Consider the following 16,458-nt stretch of genomic DNA (forward strand, 5'->3'; position numbering starts at 1 on the left):
CATGACTGATACCACCACGAAAACGCTACCCTGTGTACTGATCCCCATGACTGACCGGCAGTTGCTGCTGCCCAACGTATCCATAGCGGAAGTGGTGGACCACAATACCGATCTCGAGGGCCATGACGGGCCGTCATGGCTGGCGGGGTTCCTTGAATGGCGTGGGCTGCAGCTGCCGGTTATTTCCTATGAAGGCGCCAACGGCCAGTCGGCCGTCATGCCGGGCACCGGCCGTGGCCGGGTCGTGGTGCTCAACACCATTGGTCCCAGCCACGACCGGCTGCCCTTCCTGGCCATCATCACCCAGGGCATTCCGAGCCAGGCCCGGCTTGAGCCCGAGCAGGTGCAGGGGACCGAGGACACCAGCAAGGGGCCGGCCGATCTGATGCAGGTGGACCTGGAAGGCGAACCGGTGTGGATACCGGACCTGGAATACCTCGAAAATCTGGGCCTCCAGGCGCTGGACCGCGGTTGACCGTCAGCCCGGCCAGGCCGGAGCCCTTGTGTGTAAACGGGAAAACAATGTTATATTGTTGCATTGTTTTTCTCGGAAACCGGAGCCATGCCCGCCAACGCGCTGCCCTATCGTCCCCACAATCACAACGCCTGCGTCCGTGACGCCCTGGCAGAGGCTCAGGCCATCTGCCAGGCCCGTAATGCCCGGCTGACTCCGATCCGCCGCCGTGTCCTGGAGCTGGTATGGGAGTCCCACAAGCCCCTGGGGGCCTATGACCTGCTGGCAGTGCTGGCACAGGAAGGCCACAACGCCGCGCCACCCACCGTTTACCGGGCTCTGGATTTTCTCCAGCAGCAAGGTCTGGTCCACCGCATTGCCTCCCTGAACGCCTTTGTCGGCTGCGCCCACGCCCGGGAAAACCATACCGGCATGTTCCTGATCTGCCAGCAATGCCGTAACGTCCATGAACTGGCCTCTGGTCCGGTCGCCGAGGCGGTCAATGCCGCCAGCTCCGAACAGGGCTTCGAGCCCCTGGATACGACCATCGAGGTAGCCGGCCTCTGTCCTGCATGCCGGGCGATCGCACCGGTGGGCGGGGAGTGAGGGCAGCCATGACCAACTTGCTGGTCCGGCTTGAGCGGGCGTCCGTCAGATTCGACAAGCTGCAGGTGGTGGATGACGTCAGCCTGGACGTTCACCGGGGGGACATCGTCACCATTATCGGTCCCAACGGCGCCGGCAAAACCACGCTGATCAAGACCGTTCTCGGGTTGCAGCCATTGACCAGCGGCAGTATTCACAAAACCCCCGGCCTGCAGATCGGCTACGTCCCACAGCACCTTCAGCTGCAGACCACACTGCCACTGAGTGTCCGACGCTTCCTTTCGCTGACCGGAGCTTCGACAAAGGAATGCCAGGCCGCGCTCCACCAGACCGGCATCCCGCAGGTGTTTCGTCAGTCCATTCACCACCTCTCCGGCGGCGAGATGCAACGCCTTCTGCTGGCCCGGGCGCTGGTGCGAAAACCGGACCTGCTGGTCCTCGACGAACCCGCCCAGGGTGTCGACATTAACGGCCAGGCCGCCCTTTACGACCTAATCCGCTCATTCCGTGACCAGCTCCATTGTGGTGTCATCATGATCTCCCACGATCTTCACCTGGTGATGGCGGCAACCGACCGGGTAATCTGCCTGAACCAGCATGTCTGCTGCAGCGGGTACCCGGAGGACATCTCCCATGACCCCGCCTTCGTGGAAACCTTCGGGCGGCCGGTAGCCGAAAGCCTGGCGGTTTATCAGCACCACCACAATCATCACCACGATCTCCATGGGGACGTGGTGGACGAACGTCACTCCAGCCAGCACCAAGATGCCTGCGACCATCATGTCCATTCTTGACCCGATTCTCGATGATTTCTTCTGGCGGGCGCTGCTGGGTGGCCTTGGGGTTGCGCTGGTGGCGGGTCCCCTGGGCTGCTTCGTGGTCTGGCGACGCATGGCCTACTTCGGCGATACCCTCGCCCATTCCGCCCTGCTGGGTATCGCCCTGGGGTTCCTGTTTCAGATCAACCTGAGCCTGAGCGTCACCATCACCTGCGCGCTGCTCGCCATTGCGCTGGTGTACCTGTCCCGGAGCCGGGCCCTGGCCACCGATACCCTGCTGGGCATCCTGGCCCACAGCGCCCTTGCCATTGGCCTGGTTGCCCTCAGTTTCATGCCGGATCTCCGTGTAGATCTCACAGGCTACCTGTTCGGCGACCTGCTGGCGATGACCCGTCAGGACCTGGGCCTGATCCTGGGTGGCGGCGCTGTCGTGCTGGCGTTGCTGTTCTGGCTCTGGCCCGGTTTGCTGATGGCCACCATTCACGAGGAACTGGCCCGGGTGGAAGGTTTCCCGGTGGCCCGACTTCAACTGGCTTTGATGCTGATTTTTTCACTGGTGATTGCCGTGGCCATGAAAATGGTGGGCGTGCTGCTGATCACCGCCCTGCTCATCATTCCCGCGGCTACCGCCCGGCGCCTGGCCAGCAGCCCCGAGAAGATGGTACTCATGGCCATAGGCTTTGGCATGATTGCCGTCTCCGGGGGTCTGACCCTGTCCTGGAACGTCGACACACCCGCTGGCCCTTCCATTGTGGTGTCCGCTTTCACGGTCTTTGTGCTGGTCTATGCCCTGGTCCGCAAGGCCCGGGCCTGAACCGGTGGCAGGGGACGTGGCACTGGGCTAGATTGTAAGCGGTTCATTCCGCCACAACCGGCGATTACAGGGACAGGATTCGCCCATGGACAGCGAGCACTCGTTAACTCAATACAGACACCTGCCATGGCTGTTACCAGGGCTGGTGCTGGTTGCCGGGCTGACCATCACGGCCCTGGTCGCACCCCGCAGCGAGGCACCGGTGAATCACCTGGCCCGGGAGCTGTCCCGAAGCCATCATGAACAGCTGGCCCGGGCCCTGAGCCAGCAGGCTGAACAAACCCTGTCAGAAGCCGGCGCCCTGCCTGGGGGTTCCCGGGACGGATTCATCTTTCACGCCGAGACATTTCTCGAGGATCATCCTGAAATTGCCGGCCTGGAGCGCCTGATCACTGTGCAACACAGTCAGCGGGAGATGGTGGAGAGACAGCTCAGCGAGGAAAGCGGACAGTTCATTCAGTTCGGCGAATGGGACGGCGCCTACGAAAGTGCTGTGGCCCCTCCCCGGGAAGACTATCTGATTGTGCGTCAGAGCGTCTTCCATGGAGACGACCCCGCCTCTAACGCAAGCCTGGGCCTGGTTGCCACTTCGGTGCCCCACTGGCGCAGCGCCCTGCGCAAGGTCCGGGAGGAGCACCGCCAGGCGGCCACGACACTGACAAGGCTGAGCCGCAACGGGGGCGAGCTTTCCGCCCTCAGGGTGTTCCTGCCCGCCGGCGCCGGTGGCGAGGGGCTGCTTTCGGTTGTCATCGAGCCACAGCAGTGGCTTGAGTACCAGCTCGCGGGTCTTCATGATGACCGCTGGCGGGTGGAGATCCACGACATCAGCAGGTTCGCCCTGCGACCCATGGCGTCCCTGCCATCGGCAGACGAGCCCGACGATGTGCCGGCGACTCGATCACCCGTGTCTTTTGCGGACCGCCAGTGGATGCTCAGCACCTGGCCTTCCGGACAGTGGCAGAGCACCCTGCGTCAGCAGGCGGCCTGGCCCGCATGGCTGGCTGGTCTCACCGTAACGCTGCTGGCTACCGGTCTGACCCTGTGGGCAGGCCTGCTCTCGCAACGCCTGCGACGGTTACTCCACCGTCGCACAGAACGCGCCCGGCACCTGGGCCGGCAACTGGAGAATACCCGCGTGGAGAAGTCGATCCTGCATCACTCCCTGCAGGAGAGCGACCGCCGGACCCGGGACCTGATCGAGCTGGGAGCCGGTATCTTCGCCGAGCTGGACGAGAGCCGGCGAATTGGCTACCTATCGCCCCAGGCGGCGACTTTACTGGATCAACCCTCGGCGGAGCTTGCCGACAGCCCCGTCGACTGCCTGTTTCCTCCTGACGCCCGGACCGAGCTTGCCATGGCCTTCGACGCGGCAAGGCGGGAACAGGTCACCCAACGCATGGACAGTCACCTGGTCACCGTTTCGGAGGAGCCGCTGCCAGTGGCCATCAGGATAAAGGCCCTCAAGGATCCCCTTAGCGGCTGTAGCGGGTTCCGGATGACCATGACCCCACGTCAGTAAACGGAGCGGTCGGCGCACCCACCGCTTCAGAGCGGCCTCAGTACATCCCGGATCTGACCTGTCTCGACCAGCTCCAGAAACTCCTGACCGAGTCGGTCACTGCGGGCAATGGCCGTGCGCCAGGTCCGCTCCCGGCCTGCATCGTCCCCGGCGTAGCGTTCGAAGTCCTTCCGGTCCGGCAGTTTCCTGTCCGGCAGGGACGCCAGGTATTCACGGGAAGGCGCCACCAGCACCACGTCCTGCAGCCGACCGGCATCACCACGCCGCCACGGCAGCGACTTGTCAAACCAGCCCGGAATCACCTTGTCCGTGAAGTGGGGGTAGAGGACCACTCCGTTCTGCCTGAAGGGCAGGTCCAGGTGATAATCCAGCAACCCGCCATCCCTGTACACCCCCTCCGGAGCGCCAGGAATATTGCGTACACCAGCCATGACGAGGGGAATGGACGCCGAGGCCAGCAGTGCGGGGATCAGGTTCTCATGGCTCAGGGGCACCTGGTGACTGGGAAAATCCACCAGCTTGGCTACCGGTGTGGGCAGTCGCTGGTCGTGGATGATGCCCCGTTCGAAAAAACGGCCCAGGTGCCGCCGGCTCACCATATTGGCGCTGATCGCCTTCGCCAGGCCGAGGCCCAGTCTGTTCCTGGCATCATCCTCCAGGCCGGCCAGGCTCCGCACCACCACGATGTTCAGCCGGTACCAGGGATGCTGGAGAATGGTCTCCTCCCGGCCCCCCAGAAGTTCCTCCAGGAAAAGCGTACTCTTGCGGGTGACCTCCATCGGACTGACACCCCGGGAAAACCTCTGGCAGGTGTACAGTTCCGCCAGTTTCGCCAATTGAGCCGCAGGATCCCCGGAAGACGCCACGGCGGCGAACCGCCAGCTGCCAATGGATGAGCCGATCAGCGCCCGAACCTGCGGAGCCCTCGGCAGCCACTCTCCGAATATGGCCTGGTCCAGTCCCGACAGACCCAGCGCCTTGGGTCCCCCTGCGGCACCGGGTATCACATGGACATCTTCCGGGGCGAGGCCACGCTCACGCACCCGCTCCAGTGCGCGGCGCCCTGCCCTGATGGTGAGTGCTGGCGGTCTGGTATGAATGGCTGGCATGGTTTCGGATCTCCCTGACTCCCTGGTTCGCCGCGAGTGTAACGAAAGCCCTCGGACACCGCCATAACCTCGCGGGAAAGCCGGGACCGCCTCCCCGGCGTCCATTACGAAACGATTTCACGGCAGGCGGCCGGGAGGGGGGATACTGTTACCGGCCAACTTGGCTTACAATGGCGGGTTAAGCCACGTCGTATCCCTGACGGAACACATAATGACTGACCCTCTCGATAACCTCTCTGATCACTACCGCGCCATCATTGAAGGCCTGGGGGAAAACCCGGACCGTGAAGGCCTGCAGGACACCCCCAAGCGGGCGGCCAAGGCCATGCAGTTTCTGACCCGGGGGTACAACCAGACCCTCGGCGAGCTGGTGAACCGGGCGGTTTTCGAATCCTCCATGGACGAAATGGTGCTGGTCAAGGACATTGAACTCTACAGCCTGTGCGAGCATCACCTGCTCCCCTTTATCGGCAAGTGCCATATTGCGTATATTCCCAATGGCCGGGTTCTCGGGTTGTCCAAGTTCGCCCGTATTGTCGACATGTACGCCCGCCGGCTTCAGATCCAGGAAAACCTCACCCGGGACATTGCCGAGGCCGTGGAGCAGGTAACCGGCGCGGCCGGCGTGGCCGTGGTGATCGAGGCAAGGCACATGTGCATGATGATGCGCGGGGTGGAGAAGCAGAACTCGGTGATGAAAACCTCCATGATGCTGGGGGCTTTCAGACGGTCCCAGGCCACCCGTACCGAATTCCTGCAACTGATCGCCTCACGGGACTGACACCAGGGACACCCATTGGTGTCTTTATTCGTAAAATCATGACCTGACTCATTGAAACTGGTTGCAAATATGACATAGTGCCAGAGGCGGCACACCGGTGAGCACCAGACAGCCGGGCCGACCCTGATATCAGCCAGTACCCGTTAACCCTGTGCCGGAGCCCCGTGTGCGTCAACCACGCCCGCTGTCCCTCATGATTGTGCGCCAGCTCATGCGGCCGGGGTTTCCGATTGTTGTACTGCTGACGTTCCTGGCAATCGCCACGGGACTGAAGATGGGCCTGGATTCCGCAGAAGATACCCAGATCCAGCAGACCCTGGCCGCCGAAACCAACGATCTGGCCAGGCAACTGGAACAGGACTTCCTCAACCACGTACTGGCGCTGAGGCGCATGGCCGAACGGCGTGAGGCACGGCCGGACATGCCCGTGGAGGTCTGGCGCCGGGATGCCCGCCAGTACCTTGAGGATTTCCGGACATTCCAGGCCATTGAGTGGATTGACCAGTCTTTCACAATCCGCTGGCTGGAACCCATGGAAGGCAATGAAGGGGTGCTCGGTTACAACGTCGCCTTCTCCGATGCTCGTCGGAAGGCCCTTGAAGAGGCTCAGGAAACCGGCGAGCCGGACATTTCCGGAGTGATTGAGCTGGAGCAGGGCGGCACAGGGCTCGTGGTGTATGCCCCCATTGGCGAAGGGAACCAGAGCAATGGCTTTATCGCCGGGGTCTTCCGGATGGAGCGGCTGGCGGATGCCCTGGTACTGCCCCGCATCCGCGACAGATTCAGCCTCGCGCTGATCGAGGATGGAAGCGTCGCGTTCTCTCTCTTATCCGACCAGCCCACGGCTGATCGTTTCAGTTATACCTCCGCCCTTGACCTGCCTTCGGTCACCTGGTCCCTCCGTGCCACCCCCACCCTCCCATGGATGAACCGCTACCGGAGCATCTGGCCCTGGGTGACCTTTATCAGCATGGTAGCCCTGGGCATACTGGTGTCCCTGAGTATTCTGCTGGCTCAACTGATCCTGAAACGAAATCAGGACCTGCTGCGGACCCGTCGTGAACTGGAAGCGGAAATCGATCAGCGAGTGGCGGTACAGCAGGATCTCGCCCGGCTTGAATCCACCGACGCCCTCACCGGTCTCGCCAATCGCCGTTTTTTCATGGAAGATCTGGAACATACCCTGACCCAGGCGGACCGCAAGATGCAGCAGGTCGCGCTGATCATGATGGATCTGGACCGCTTCCAGACCCTCAACGACTCCCTGGGCCACCAGTTCGGCGACGAGCTCCTCATCCGCGTCTCCCAGCGCCTCAACAGGCTCAGTGATGAGCGGGTGATGGTGGCCTACTCAGGCGGCGATGAATTCATGATCTGCCAGCAGCATGTGGGCAATATTGATGACGTCATTCACCTGCTCGGACAGATCAAGAGCTGCTTCGCACGGCCTTTCCAGGTTCATGGCGAGCCTCACTCCATCACGGCGACAATGGGGGTGGCGGTCTACCCCCAGAGCGGCCTGGATGCCGACATTCTTCTTCGGAATGCCGATATTGCCCTGTACCGTGCCAAGGAGCGGGGCCGGAACACTTACCAGTTCTACACTGAAGGCATGCAGGACCGGGAAGTCCGGCGGCTGGAGCTGGACAAGGACCTCAGCGAAGCCCTGGCGGGGGATCAGTTCGAGCTGCACTACCAGCCCCAGCTGGACCTGATCACCTCACGGGCCTGCAGCGTGGAGGCACTGATACGCTGGAACCATCCGCAGCGGGGCATGGTGCCCCCGGTGGAATTCATCCCCCTGGCGGAGGAAAGCGGCCGGATCGCGGAAATAGGCCGGTGGGTAATCCAGGCCGCCTGCCGCCAGCTGCGGGCGTGGCAGAACACCAATCTGAGTCACTTGCGCATCGCCATCAACCTGTCCGGGCGGGAACTGGATCAGCCGGATCTTCCGGACTACATCGGCCAGTGCCTGCTGGACTCCGGCGTGGCTCCCCACCAGCTTGAAATCGAGCTGACGGAGGAGTCCTTTATCGCCAACATCGAACACAATCATGAGCAGTTGCGACGCATCAGTGAGCTGGGTGTGCACCTGGCGATTGACGATTTCGGGGTGGGCTATTCCTCCCTGGGCTACCTGCGAAACTTCCCCGTTGATCTGCTCAAGATTGACCGCTCCTTCATCACCAACGTGGCCCAGCAACAGGATGACGCCGTTATCACCCGAGCGATCATCAACCTGGCCCATAACCTGGGCATCCGGGTGGTGGCCGAGGGAGTGGAAACGAAGGAACAGCTGCGCTTCCTGTACAATCACCAGTGTGACCTGGCCCAGGGCTATCTCGTCGGTCGGCCGATGCCGGCACGCAAGCTGGCTGAGAAACTGACCCAGGGGCTGCTGCCGGAATCCCTTAAGCACAACAGTTGATCCGCCGGCCGCCCTGTGCCGAAAATACGGGGAGTGGCATCAGGCGCCGACAGGCAAGCCCTGCCAGAACCCCCTCAGACAGGAATACCATGGCCAGCTACCTGACATCCGAACAGAATCAACGCCTGCGTCGCTGGGAAGCGATCAACAAGGCCTACTTCATCTTTGCCTTCATCACTCTGATCCTCCTGCTGGTGTTCAGCAGTCAGCTCGGCGTGTCCAGTGGCGACAACTGGGGTGCCCTCGGCGTTCTGCTGGCGCTGCTCGTCATTCCCGTTATCGTGCTTCAGTGGCGGCTGAAGTGTCCCGCCTGTGGCCACCCGATTGGCTGGCAGGCCAAGCTCATGGCGCCTGACCAGTGCCGTCACTGCGGTGTGTTCCTGCGATCCCGGGGAGACTGAACCCCGGCACAGGATAAAAAAACCCTTGACCTTTGAGCTACTCACAGGTTTTAGGTTAAGCTCGTGTGAAAGCTGACCATGAGCAAAACATCATGAAAGTAAGTGACATTGCCCGAGCCGCCGAGGTGAATCCGGATACTGTCCGCTTCTATACCCGGGAACGTCTTCTGCATCCGGAACGGAACCCGGACAACAATTACCAGCAATACCGTGCGGAAGACCTGCGCCGACTGCGGTTCGCCCGCAAGGCCCGTCAACTGGGTTTTTCCCTGCCGGAAATTCGCGCCATCCTCGACCAGGCCGATGACAATCACTCCCCCTGCCCCATGGTGCGGGAGCTGTTCGAAGCGCGGCTGATGGAGGTGGAAAAGGAGATCAACGAGCTTCAGCGCCTTCGCGAACGCATGACCAGCGCGCTCACAGCCTGGCAGTCCATGCCGGACGGAACGCCTGACGGCCATACCGTCTGTCGGCTGATCGAGCACTGGGATATTGAGGAGACCTGCCACCATGAGTGAGACCAGAGAACTGCATGCCGGACTGTCCATTTCCGGCGCGTCCTGCCAGGGTTGTGTGAAGAAAATCCGGGGCGCCCTGGAACCTCTGACCGGGGATCCGGAACAGGTCGAGGTGGACCTGGACCGGCAGACCGTGGCCCTGCCCTCCGGAGTGGACCTCGATGATGCCGCGAAGCGGGTGAGCGAGGCGGGCTATCCGGCGGAACCCCTGCCAGGGCCGGCACTGTCCATCTCCGGTGCGTCGTGCCAGGGTTGTGCCAGGAAGATCCGCGGAGCACTGGATCCCCTGATCGATGACACCGACCAGATCGAAGTGGACCTGGACCGGCAAACGGTGACACTGCCCCACGGTACCGACCTTGACGAGGCCGCTCAACGGGTAACCGATGCCGGCTACCCGGCAAAACCACTGGATGAACAGGAGGACAGCGGCACCGGGGAGTCCGAAAACGCGGAGGAGGAATCCGCGGGGGACGGCACCAGGCCCTCACCGGACGAGTCCCGGCAGTCAGTGGAATCCGGGGACGACGAGAACCAGACCTACCTCTCCGTGTCGGGAGCGACCTGTTCCTCCTGTGTCTCCACCATCGAGAAGGCACTGCTGTCCGTTGACGGGGTGACTCACGCCCATATGAACCTGGCGGACAACACCGCCACGGCCTCAGGGGATGCCGACCCGGAGGCGTTGGTCAAGGCGGTGGAAAGTGCCGGCTATGGCGCCAGTATCATCGAGGACCAGGAGGCCGCCGACGAGCAGAAACAGGAACAGGACCGGAAACAGTACCGGGACATGCTGGTCAAGATGGCGGTCAGTGTCAGCCTTGGCATCGGGCTGATGGCCTATGGCATGGGCTTCGGATCGATGATGGTGAGTGAGGCCAACCAGCTCACCTGGATCATCCTCGGCCTGGTGACGATCGCCGTCATGGTGGCGACCGGCAGCCACTACTACACCGGCGCCTGGAAAGCCTTCCGCCACCATAACGCCAACATGGATACCCTGATCGCTTTGGGTACCGGCACCGCCTGGGTCTATTCCATGGTGGTGTCCCTGTTCCCGGACGTCTTCCCCGAGATGGCGCGGCATGTCTACTTCGAAGCCTCGGCCATGATCATAGGCCTGATCAACCTGGGTCAGGCCCTGGAGCTGCGGGCCAAGGGCAAGACCTCCGAGGCCGTTCGCCGGCTTCTGGACCTGAGGGCAAAGACAGCACGGGTTATCCGCGACGGCGAGGAGCAGGACATCCCGGTGGAACAGGTGCGCCGGGGTGACCATATCCGGGTGCGACCCGGTGAGAAGCTGCCGGTTGACGGCGTGATCGTCGAAGGCAGGACCCGCATCGACGAAAGCATGCTCACCGGTGAGCCCATGCCCGTCACCAAGGAAGACGGGGATGACGTGTCAGCCGGCACCCTGAATACCCAGGGTTCCATTGTCTACGAGGCGACCCGGGTGGGCAGCGAGACCGCCCTGGCCCAGATCATCAGGCTGGTGAAGCGGGCCCAGGCGTCCAAGCCCGCCATCGGTCGACTGGCGGACAAGATCTCGGCGGTGTTCGTACCCACCGTGATGCTGATTGCCGTGGTCACCGCCCTGGTCTGGTTCAACGTCGGCCCGGACCCGAGGGTGGTCCACATGATGGTGGCGGCCACTACGGTGCTGATCATCGCCTGCCCCTGCGCCCTGGGCCTGGCCACACCCATGTCGGTGATTGTCGGTGTGGGCAAGGCCGCGGAATACGGTGCGCTGATCCGCCAGGGGGACGCCCTGCAGACGGCCGGTAAACTGGACCTGGTGATCCTCGACAAGACCGGTACCATCACCGAAGGCCATCCGGCCGTGACCCACGTCCACGCCCTGGGCAGTGACGACAGCCGGCTTCTGGCCCTGGCCGGAGGGCTGGAACGTCACTCCGAGCATCCCCTGGCGGAAGCGATCGTGAACCGGGCCGATGACGACAACATCGCCCTGGAGAAGGTGACCGACTTCGAGGCCCTCAACGGCAAGGGCGTGCAGGGACAGCTGGATGGCCAGACCCTGCGCCTGGGCAACCGTCGCTGGCTGGAGGGCGAGGGAGTCGACCTGGCCTCCCTGGACGAAGCCGCCGAATCCATCACGCGGGACGCGGGCACACCGCTGTTCCTGGCCCTTGACGACAAGGCACTGGGGGTTATCGGTGTGGCCGATGCCATAAAGCCGGATTCCGAAGCCGCCATTCGCCGGCTGCACGATGCCGGTCTGAGGGTCATGATGGTGACCGGCGATGTCCGGGCCACCGCCGAGGCCATCGCCCGCAAGACAAATATTGATGATATCCGCGCCGAAGTGCTGCCGGAAGACAAGGCCGATATCGTGGAAGAGATGCGCCGCAAGGGTTACAGGGTCGCCATGGTGGGTGACGGCATCAACGATGCCCCGGCTCTGGCCGCCGCCGACGTGGGTTTTGCCATCGGCACGGGCACCGACGTGGCCATCGAGAGCGCGGCGATCACCCTCATGCGTGGGTCGCTCCATGGGGTGGCAGACGCCATTGAGATCTCGCGGGCGACCGTGCGCAACATTCACCAGAATCTGTTCGGGGCATTCATATACAACACCATGGGTATACCGATCGCCGCGGGCGTGCTTTACCCTATCTGGGGCATGCTGATGAGTCCGATCCTGGCCGGGGCCGCCATGTCCCTGTCTTCGGTTACCGTGGTGACCAACGCCAACCGTTTGCGCCTGTTCACAACCAGCCACAAAACTCACCGGCAGGAGGGGAACTGATGGAGACCGTGCTAGTCAACCTCACCGGACTGGTATTGATGGGGGCCATTGTGTGGTGGTTCTGGCTTTCTGATTCCGACGCCCCTGACACCGACAGAGAACATCACTGAGGATCTACCATGAAAAAGCTCACGCTCGCCCTTGGCCTTGCCGCCGCCCTTGTCAGCAGCCAGAGTGTCCTGGCTGATGGCCAGGAAACCATCAAGGTGTACAAGTCGCCTTCCTGCGGCTGCTGCGGTGACTGGGTCGACCATCTCAAGGAAAATGGCTTCGAGGTGGACGTCACTGACATGGACAACATGAACCAGGTCAAGATGGATGCCGGCCTCACGCGTCAGCTGGCCAGCTGCCATACTGCCTTTGTCGGCGACTATGTGATCGAGGGCCACGTGCCCGCCTCGGACATCCAGCGTCTTCTTGCGGAGTCGCCCCAGGGCCACGGCCTGAGTGTACCGGGCATGCCCATGGGTTCCCCCGGCATGGAGTATGGTGATCGCAAGGACACCTACCAGGTGCTGCTGTTTAATAAAGAAGGCCAGACCCGGGTCTTCGCGGAACATAACTGAATCCGACTCCGGCCACCCGCTCGCTTCTGACGGGAGCGAGCCCCTAATCCGCCCCCTCCGGCTTTAACCGGGCAGCAGCTCAATGGGGTGGCGTATGGTGATGCGCTCGGCGCCCTGCTTCTCGCCGAAATTCACCAGCTGCAGGCGGGCCCATATCTTCGCTTCCAGGGACGGCTCGTCAAGGGTGGATTCCACCACATTGCAGCTGGATACCGCCCCGCTCTCCTCGATCACCAGTTCCGGTGTTACCGTGCCCCTGAGTGAGGGATTGCGACGCTGTCTGTCACAATCACCAGCAGAACGATCGTAAGACACTGGAATGTAGGAGAGATACGGAATTTCATAGTCGTTACCCGCACTGAACGACACCATTGTGCCACTGGAAACGCCTCATTACCGGCGCAATTTCACAGCCACAGAGCATCTGACTCACGGCCTCATAACCGGTATACTCCGCCCAACAGTCACTTTTACCAACCAGGTTCATTTCATGCTCAATGCCGACGCGCTCAACCAGTTGCGCCAGCTTAAAACCGATATCAAGGACAACAAGGTGGTCTCTCCAGGCACCGTCAAGGCCACCAACGGTCGTTTCGGGTTTGTGGCACTGGACGAGGGTCGCGACGTATTTCTTCCCCCGGAGGAAATGCAGAAGGTTCTGCCCGGCGACCGGGTCACCGTTACCGAGGTGCCAGGTGAAAAAGGCCGCTCCCAGGGCATCGTGGAAGAACTGCTGTCAACGGACCTGACCACCTTCGTGGGCCGCTACCTGGTAAAGGGTAAGGGCCACTTCGTCGCTCCGGAAACGCCCGGCATCGGCCGCTGGATTTTCCTGCCGCCGAACGAGCGCCAGAATGCCGAGCCCGGGGACTTCATCTACTGTCGCGTGCTGCGCCACCCCATCAAGGATGGCAAGGGCCAGGCCCAGGTGATCCGGGTCATTGGCAAAGGTGGCGACCCGGGTATCGAACGCAGCTTCACCCTGGCCAGCTTTGACATGGACGACCGTTTCCCGGAAGAGGTGGAGGTCCAGGCCGAGACCCTGTCGGAAGCTTCTGTGGATGCCCACCGAAATGGCCGTGAAGACCGCACCCATCTGCCCTATGTGACCATCGACAGCCCCGGCACCCAGGACATGGACGATGCCCTGCTGGCCGAACCCAATGCCACCGGCTGGAAACTGTCGGTGGCCATTGCCGATCCGACCGCGCTGATTCCGCCAGGCTCGCCGGCGGATGTTGAGGCCCGCAACCGCGCCACGGCCATCTATTTTCCCGGCGAGCCCCGGCCCATGTTGCCGGAAGCCATCAGCACCCGGCTCTGCTCGCTGATGCCCGACACGGACCGCCTTGCCCTGGTATGCGACCTGCAGGTGAACAATGATGGCAGCCTCGGGGAGTACAGTTTCCACCAGGCGGTCATCCGCTCCCGGGGCAAGCTCAGCTATGAACTGGTGAGCCAGCTGCTGGACGACCAGCACACCGAGGAAACCGACGCCCTGAGCAGTGATGTGACCAACAACCTGGACCAGCTGCATCAGGCGGCCACCGCCCTGCGCAGATGGCGTGGCGAACACGCCCTGCTCAATACCGACCGGCCGGAATTCCGCCTGCGACTGGATGAGAACCGGCGTATCCGGACCATTGAAGCGACAGTCCAGAGCGAGGCCCACCGCCTGGTGGAGGACTGCATGGTGGCGGCCAACCGCTGCGCCGCGGACTTCCTGGCGAAGCAGGATCAGGGTCTGTTTATTTCCCATCCCGGCCTCCGGGACGACCGGGCGGACAATATCCGGGCTTTGCTGGAGCGTTACGCTCCCCATCTGGCGGCCATCGATCCGGCCACGCCGGAGGGTTTCCGGGAGCTGATGGTTCGCACCACTGACCTGGAGACAGAGGTACCGGTCAAGTCCATCATTGCCCGTCAGCTGGCCCGGGCCGAGATGGTATTTGAAGCGGCACCTCACCAGGGCATGGGTCTTGCGGCCTACACCACTTTCACCTCGCCCCTGCGACGCTATGTGGATTTCTACGTGCACCGGCTGGTCAAGGCCGCGCTCTGGGAGGAGAGCCACGAGGCCATGGCCCCACATGGCCTCGAGCAGCTTCAGACCGCCCAGATCCAGGCCCGCCAGGCATCCAACAGCCTGGAGAGCTGGCTCAAGAGCGACTACGCCAAAGGGCTGGGGGATGAGCCCATGACCGGCACCATTTCCCGCACCATGCCCGCGGGCTTCTTCGTCCGCCTGGACGCCAACGGTCTGGAAGGTTTTGTCAGCTGCAAGACGCTGTCCGGCAAGTACAGCTTCGATCCGGTCACGCTGCGCCTGGAGGCCACCAAGGGAGCCCGCACATTCCAGTTGGACCAGAAGGTGGTGGTGAAGCTCGACAGCATCGATGAGGAGCGCCGCCAGATCAACTTAAAGCTGGTCAGTGACAGCCCGGAGGCCGAGCGCCCGTCCGACCCCGGAGAGTAGACCGCGCCATGGCCGGATAAGGCCAAAGACGGACGCTCTTCGTAGGGTATGGGTAGTAACGACCGCTCAAGCGGAGGGAGGTACCCATGCCCATAAGCCCCCAGGAGTTCCTGAGGAAGTATGGCTTCGAGGACGACGATGAGGAGCGCGATCATTCCCTGCGTCGCAATGCCCTGGAGCACGCCCGCCATCTGAAACGGCCCCATGCCGGTACACCCCATGACTGGGAGGAGTGGGAGCGTTTCCGGCGGGAGCATCCGGACGAGGTGGACGACAGCGAGAGCTGAAAAAGCGGTCGTCAGCGGGTCTCCGCCTCCGCCAGCATACGCTCCAGACGCTCGTCCTTTTCACGCCACAGCTCCGCCAGCCAGGTTTTCAGCATGCGGCGATACTCGGCGTCCTTGGCATAGTTCCGGCCCTTGAGCTCATCGGGTATGGGGTGGGTATGGATCTCCATGCGCACTTCGCTGACCCGGCCACAGAGAAAGTCCCAGAAGCTGGGTGCGCCCCCGGGATAGGCAATGGTTACGTCAACCAGCGTTTCCATGGCATCCCCCATGGCATCCAGCACGAAGCCCACACCGCCGGCCTTGGGTACCAGCAGGTGACGGTAGGGTGATTTCTGCTGCTTTTGCTTGGCGGACGTAAAGCGGGTGCCTTCCACGAAATTCATGACGCTGACGGGCGTGTAGCGAAACTTCTCGCAGGCCTTGCGGGTGGTCTCCAGGTCCTGGCCCCGCTTCTCCGGATGCCGGAGCAGGTACTCACGGGAATGGCGCTTCATGAACGGAAAGTCCAGGCCCCACCAGGCAAGGCCGATCACCGGCACCCAGATCAGCTCCTTCTTCAGAAAGAACTTGAGAAATGGCGCCCGGCGGTTGAATACCCACTGCATGGCCAGGATGTCCACCCAGCTCTGGTGATTGCTCAATACCAGGTACCAGCTTTCCCGTTCCAGCTTTTCGGCACCATCAACGTGCCACTTGGTTCTCTGGGTTAGTCGCATCCAGGCGTTATTGCCCGCAACCCAGTTCTCCGCCACCCAGATGATGAGCCTGGTACAGCCGACGCGGAAACCCTCGTGGGGAATGATCAGCTTGAGGAGCGCCGGAATGTAGAGGAACAGTGCCCAGAACAGGGTATTGAGAATCAGCAGACTGATTGCAATAACGCCAATTACTGGCTTTGGCAGGAAACCCAACATCGCGTTTTCCGTTATTCAGGGGTTTTGGACCAT

At 62.3% G+C, this 16,458-nt stretch carries 16 protein-coding genes; 13 read left to right on the forward strand and 3 right to left on the reverse strand.

Annotated elements, in window-relative coordinates:
* Nucleotide 1: 1 nt before the first annotated feature.
* The 5 genes from BM346_RS09820 to BM346_RS09840 all read left to right on the forward strand — a co-directional run bounded on the left by BM346_RS09820 (nt 2) and on the right by BM346_RS09840 (nt 4,172).
* Nucleotides 2–475 (forward strand): chemotaxis protein CheW, encoded by a 474-nt coding sequence (locus BM346_RS09820; RefSeq protein ID WP_092011535.1) that lies wholly within the window; start codon nt 2–4, stop codon nt 473–475.
* An 87-nt stretch (nt 476–562) separates the two neighbouring features.
* On the forward strand, nt 563–1,060 hold the full coding sequence (locus BM346_RS09825) for a Fur family transcriptional regulator (RefSeq protein ID WP_092011538.1): 498 nt from the start codon (nt 563–565) through the stop codon (nt 1,058–1,060).
* Nucleotides 1,061–1,068: 8 nt separating this feature from the next.
* A complete protein-coding gene (gene znuC, locus BM346_RS09830; protein ID WP_092013574.1) occupies nt 1,069–1,854 on the forward strand; it encodes a zinc ABC transporter ATP-binding protein ZnuC in 786 nt (261 codons plus the stop codon).
* A complete protein-coding gene (gene znuB / locus BM346_RS09835) occupies nt 1,841–2,653 on the forward strand; it encodes a zinc ABC transporter permease subunit ZnuB (protein WP_092011541.1) in 813 nt (270 codons plus the stop codon). The genes znuC and znuB overlap by 14 nt, the downstream gene beginning before the upstream one ends.
* An 85-nt stretch (nt 2,654–2,738) precedes the next feature.
* Nucleotides 2,739–4,172, forward strand: coding sequence for a CHASE domain-containing protein (locus BM346_RS09840; protein WP_092011544.1), 1,434 nt, complete (start codon nt 2,739–2,741; stop codon nt 4,170–4,172).
* Between the two features lie 26 nt (nt 4,173–4,198).
* Here the strand turns inward: BM346_RS09840 and BM346_RS09845 are convergent, their stop codons facing one another.
* The gene (locus BM346_RS09845) at nt 4,199–5,281 is read right to left on the reverse strand and encodes a patatin-like phospholipase family protein (protein WP_092011547.1); all 1,083 of its coding nucleotides are present in this window, start codon (nt 5,279–5,281) and stop codon (nt 4,199–4,201) included.
* 211 nt (nt 5,282–5,492) lie between these two features.
* On the opposite strand from BM346_RS09845, the gene folE reads away from it, so the two are divergent.
* The 6 genes from folE (at nt 5,493) to BM346_RS09875 (ending at nt 12,745) form a co-directional block, all read left to right on the forward strand.
* Nucleotides 5,493–6,062 carry a GTP cyclohydrolase I FolE gene (folE, locus tag BM346_RS09850; protein WP_092011551.1) on the forward strand — a complete coding sequence of 190 codons (570 nt, stop codon included), beginning with the start codon at nt 5,493–5,495 and terminating at the stop codon, nt 6,060–6,062.
* A 166-nt stretch (nt 6,063–6,228) separates the two neighbouring features.
* Complete coding sequence (locus BM346_RS09855; protein ID WP_227662833.1) at nt 6,229–8,490, forward strand: bifunctional diguanylate cyclase/phosphodiesterase; 2,262 nt, start codon at nt 6,229–6,231, stop codon at nt 8,488–8,490.
* Nucleotides 8,491–8,579: 89 nt separating this feature from the next.
* Complete coding sequence (locus BM346_RS09860) at nt 8,580–8,891, forward strand: hypothetical protein (protein ID WP_092011556.1); 312 nt, start codon at nt 8,580–8,582, stop codon at nt 8,889–8,891.
* A gap of 92 nt (nt 8,892–8,983) precedes the next feature.
* Nucleotides 8,984–9,409 carry a MerR family transcriptional regulator gene (locus tag BM346_RS09865; protein ID WP_092011559.1) on the forward strand — a complete coding sequence of 142 codons (426 nt, stop codon included), beginning with the start codon at nt 8,984–8,986 and terminating at the stop codon, nt 9,407–9,409.
* Nucleotides 9,402–12,179, forward strand: a complete 2,778-nt coding sequence (locus tag BM346_RS09870; RefSeq protein WP_092011562.1) for a heavy metal translocating P-type ATPase — start codon at nt 9,402–9,404, stop codon at nt 12,177–12,179. Before BM346_RS09865 ends, BM346_RS09870 begins: the two co-directional genes overlap by 8 nt.
* 119 nt (nt 12,180–12,298) lie before the next feature.
* The gene (locus tag BM346_RS09875) at nt 12,299–12,745 is read left to right on the forward strand and encodes a DUF411 domain-containing protein (protein WP_092011564.1); all 447 of its coding nucleotides are present in this window, start codon (nt 12,299–12,301) and stop codon (nt 12,743–12,745) included.
* A gap of 63 nt (nt 12,746–12,808) precedes the next feature.
* On the opposite strand, the gene BM346_RS09880 is transcribed toward BM346_RS09875, so the two are convergent.
* Nucleotides 12,809–13,117, reverse strand: a complete 309-nt coding sequence (locus BM346_RS09880; protein WP_139229931.1) for an AgmX/PglI C-terminal domain-containing protein — start codon at nt 13,115–13,117, stop codon at nt 12,809–12,811.
* 118 nt (nt 13,118–13,235) lie between these two features.
* Between BM346_RS09880 and BM346_RS09885 the strand changes: the two genes are divergently transcribed.
* Nucleotides 13,236–15,221, forward strand: a complete 1,986-nt coding sequence (locus BM346_RS09885; RefSeq protein ID WP_092011567.1) for a ribonuclease R family protein — start codon at nt 13,236–13,238, stop codon at nt 15,219–15,221.
* A gap of 86 nt (nt 15,222–15,307) precedes the next feature.
* Nucleotides 15,308–15,508, forward strand: a complete 201-nt coding sequence (locus BM346_RS09890) for a hypothetical protein (RefSeq protein WP_092011570.1) — start codon at nt 15,308–15,310, stop codon at nt 15,506–15,508.
* Between the two features lie 11 nt (nt 15,509–15,519).
* Here the strand turns inward: BM346_RS09890 and BM346_RS09895 are convergent, their stop codons facing one another.
* On the reverse strand, nt 15,520–16,425 hold the full coding sequence (locus tag BM346_RS09895) for an acyltransferase (RefSeq protein WP_092011573.1): 906 nt from the start codon (nt 16,423–16,425) through the stop codon (nt 15,520–15,522).
* Between the last annotated feature and the right edge of the window lie 33 nt (nt 16,426–16,458).

This window comes from Marinobacter daqiaonensis (assembly GCF_900115285.1).
GTDB lineage: Bacteria > Pseudomonadota > Gammaproteobacteria > Pseudomonadales > Oleiphilaceae > Marinobacter > Marinobacter daqiaonensis.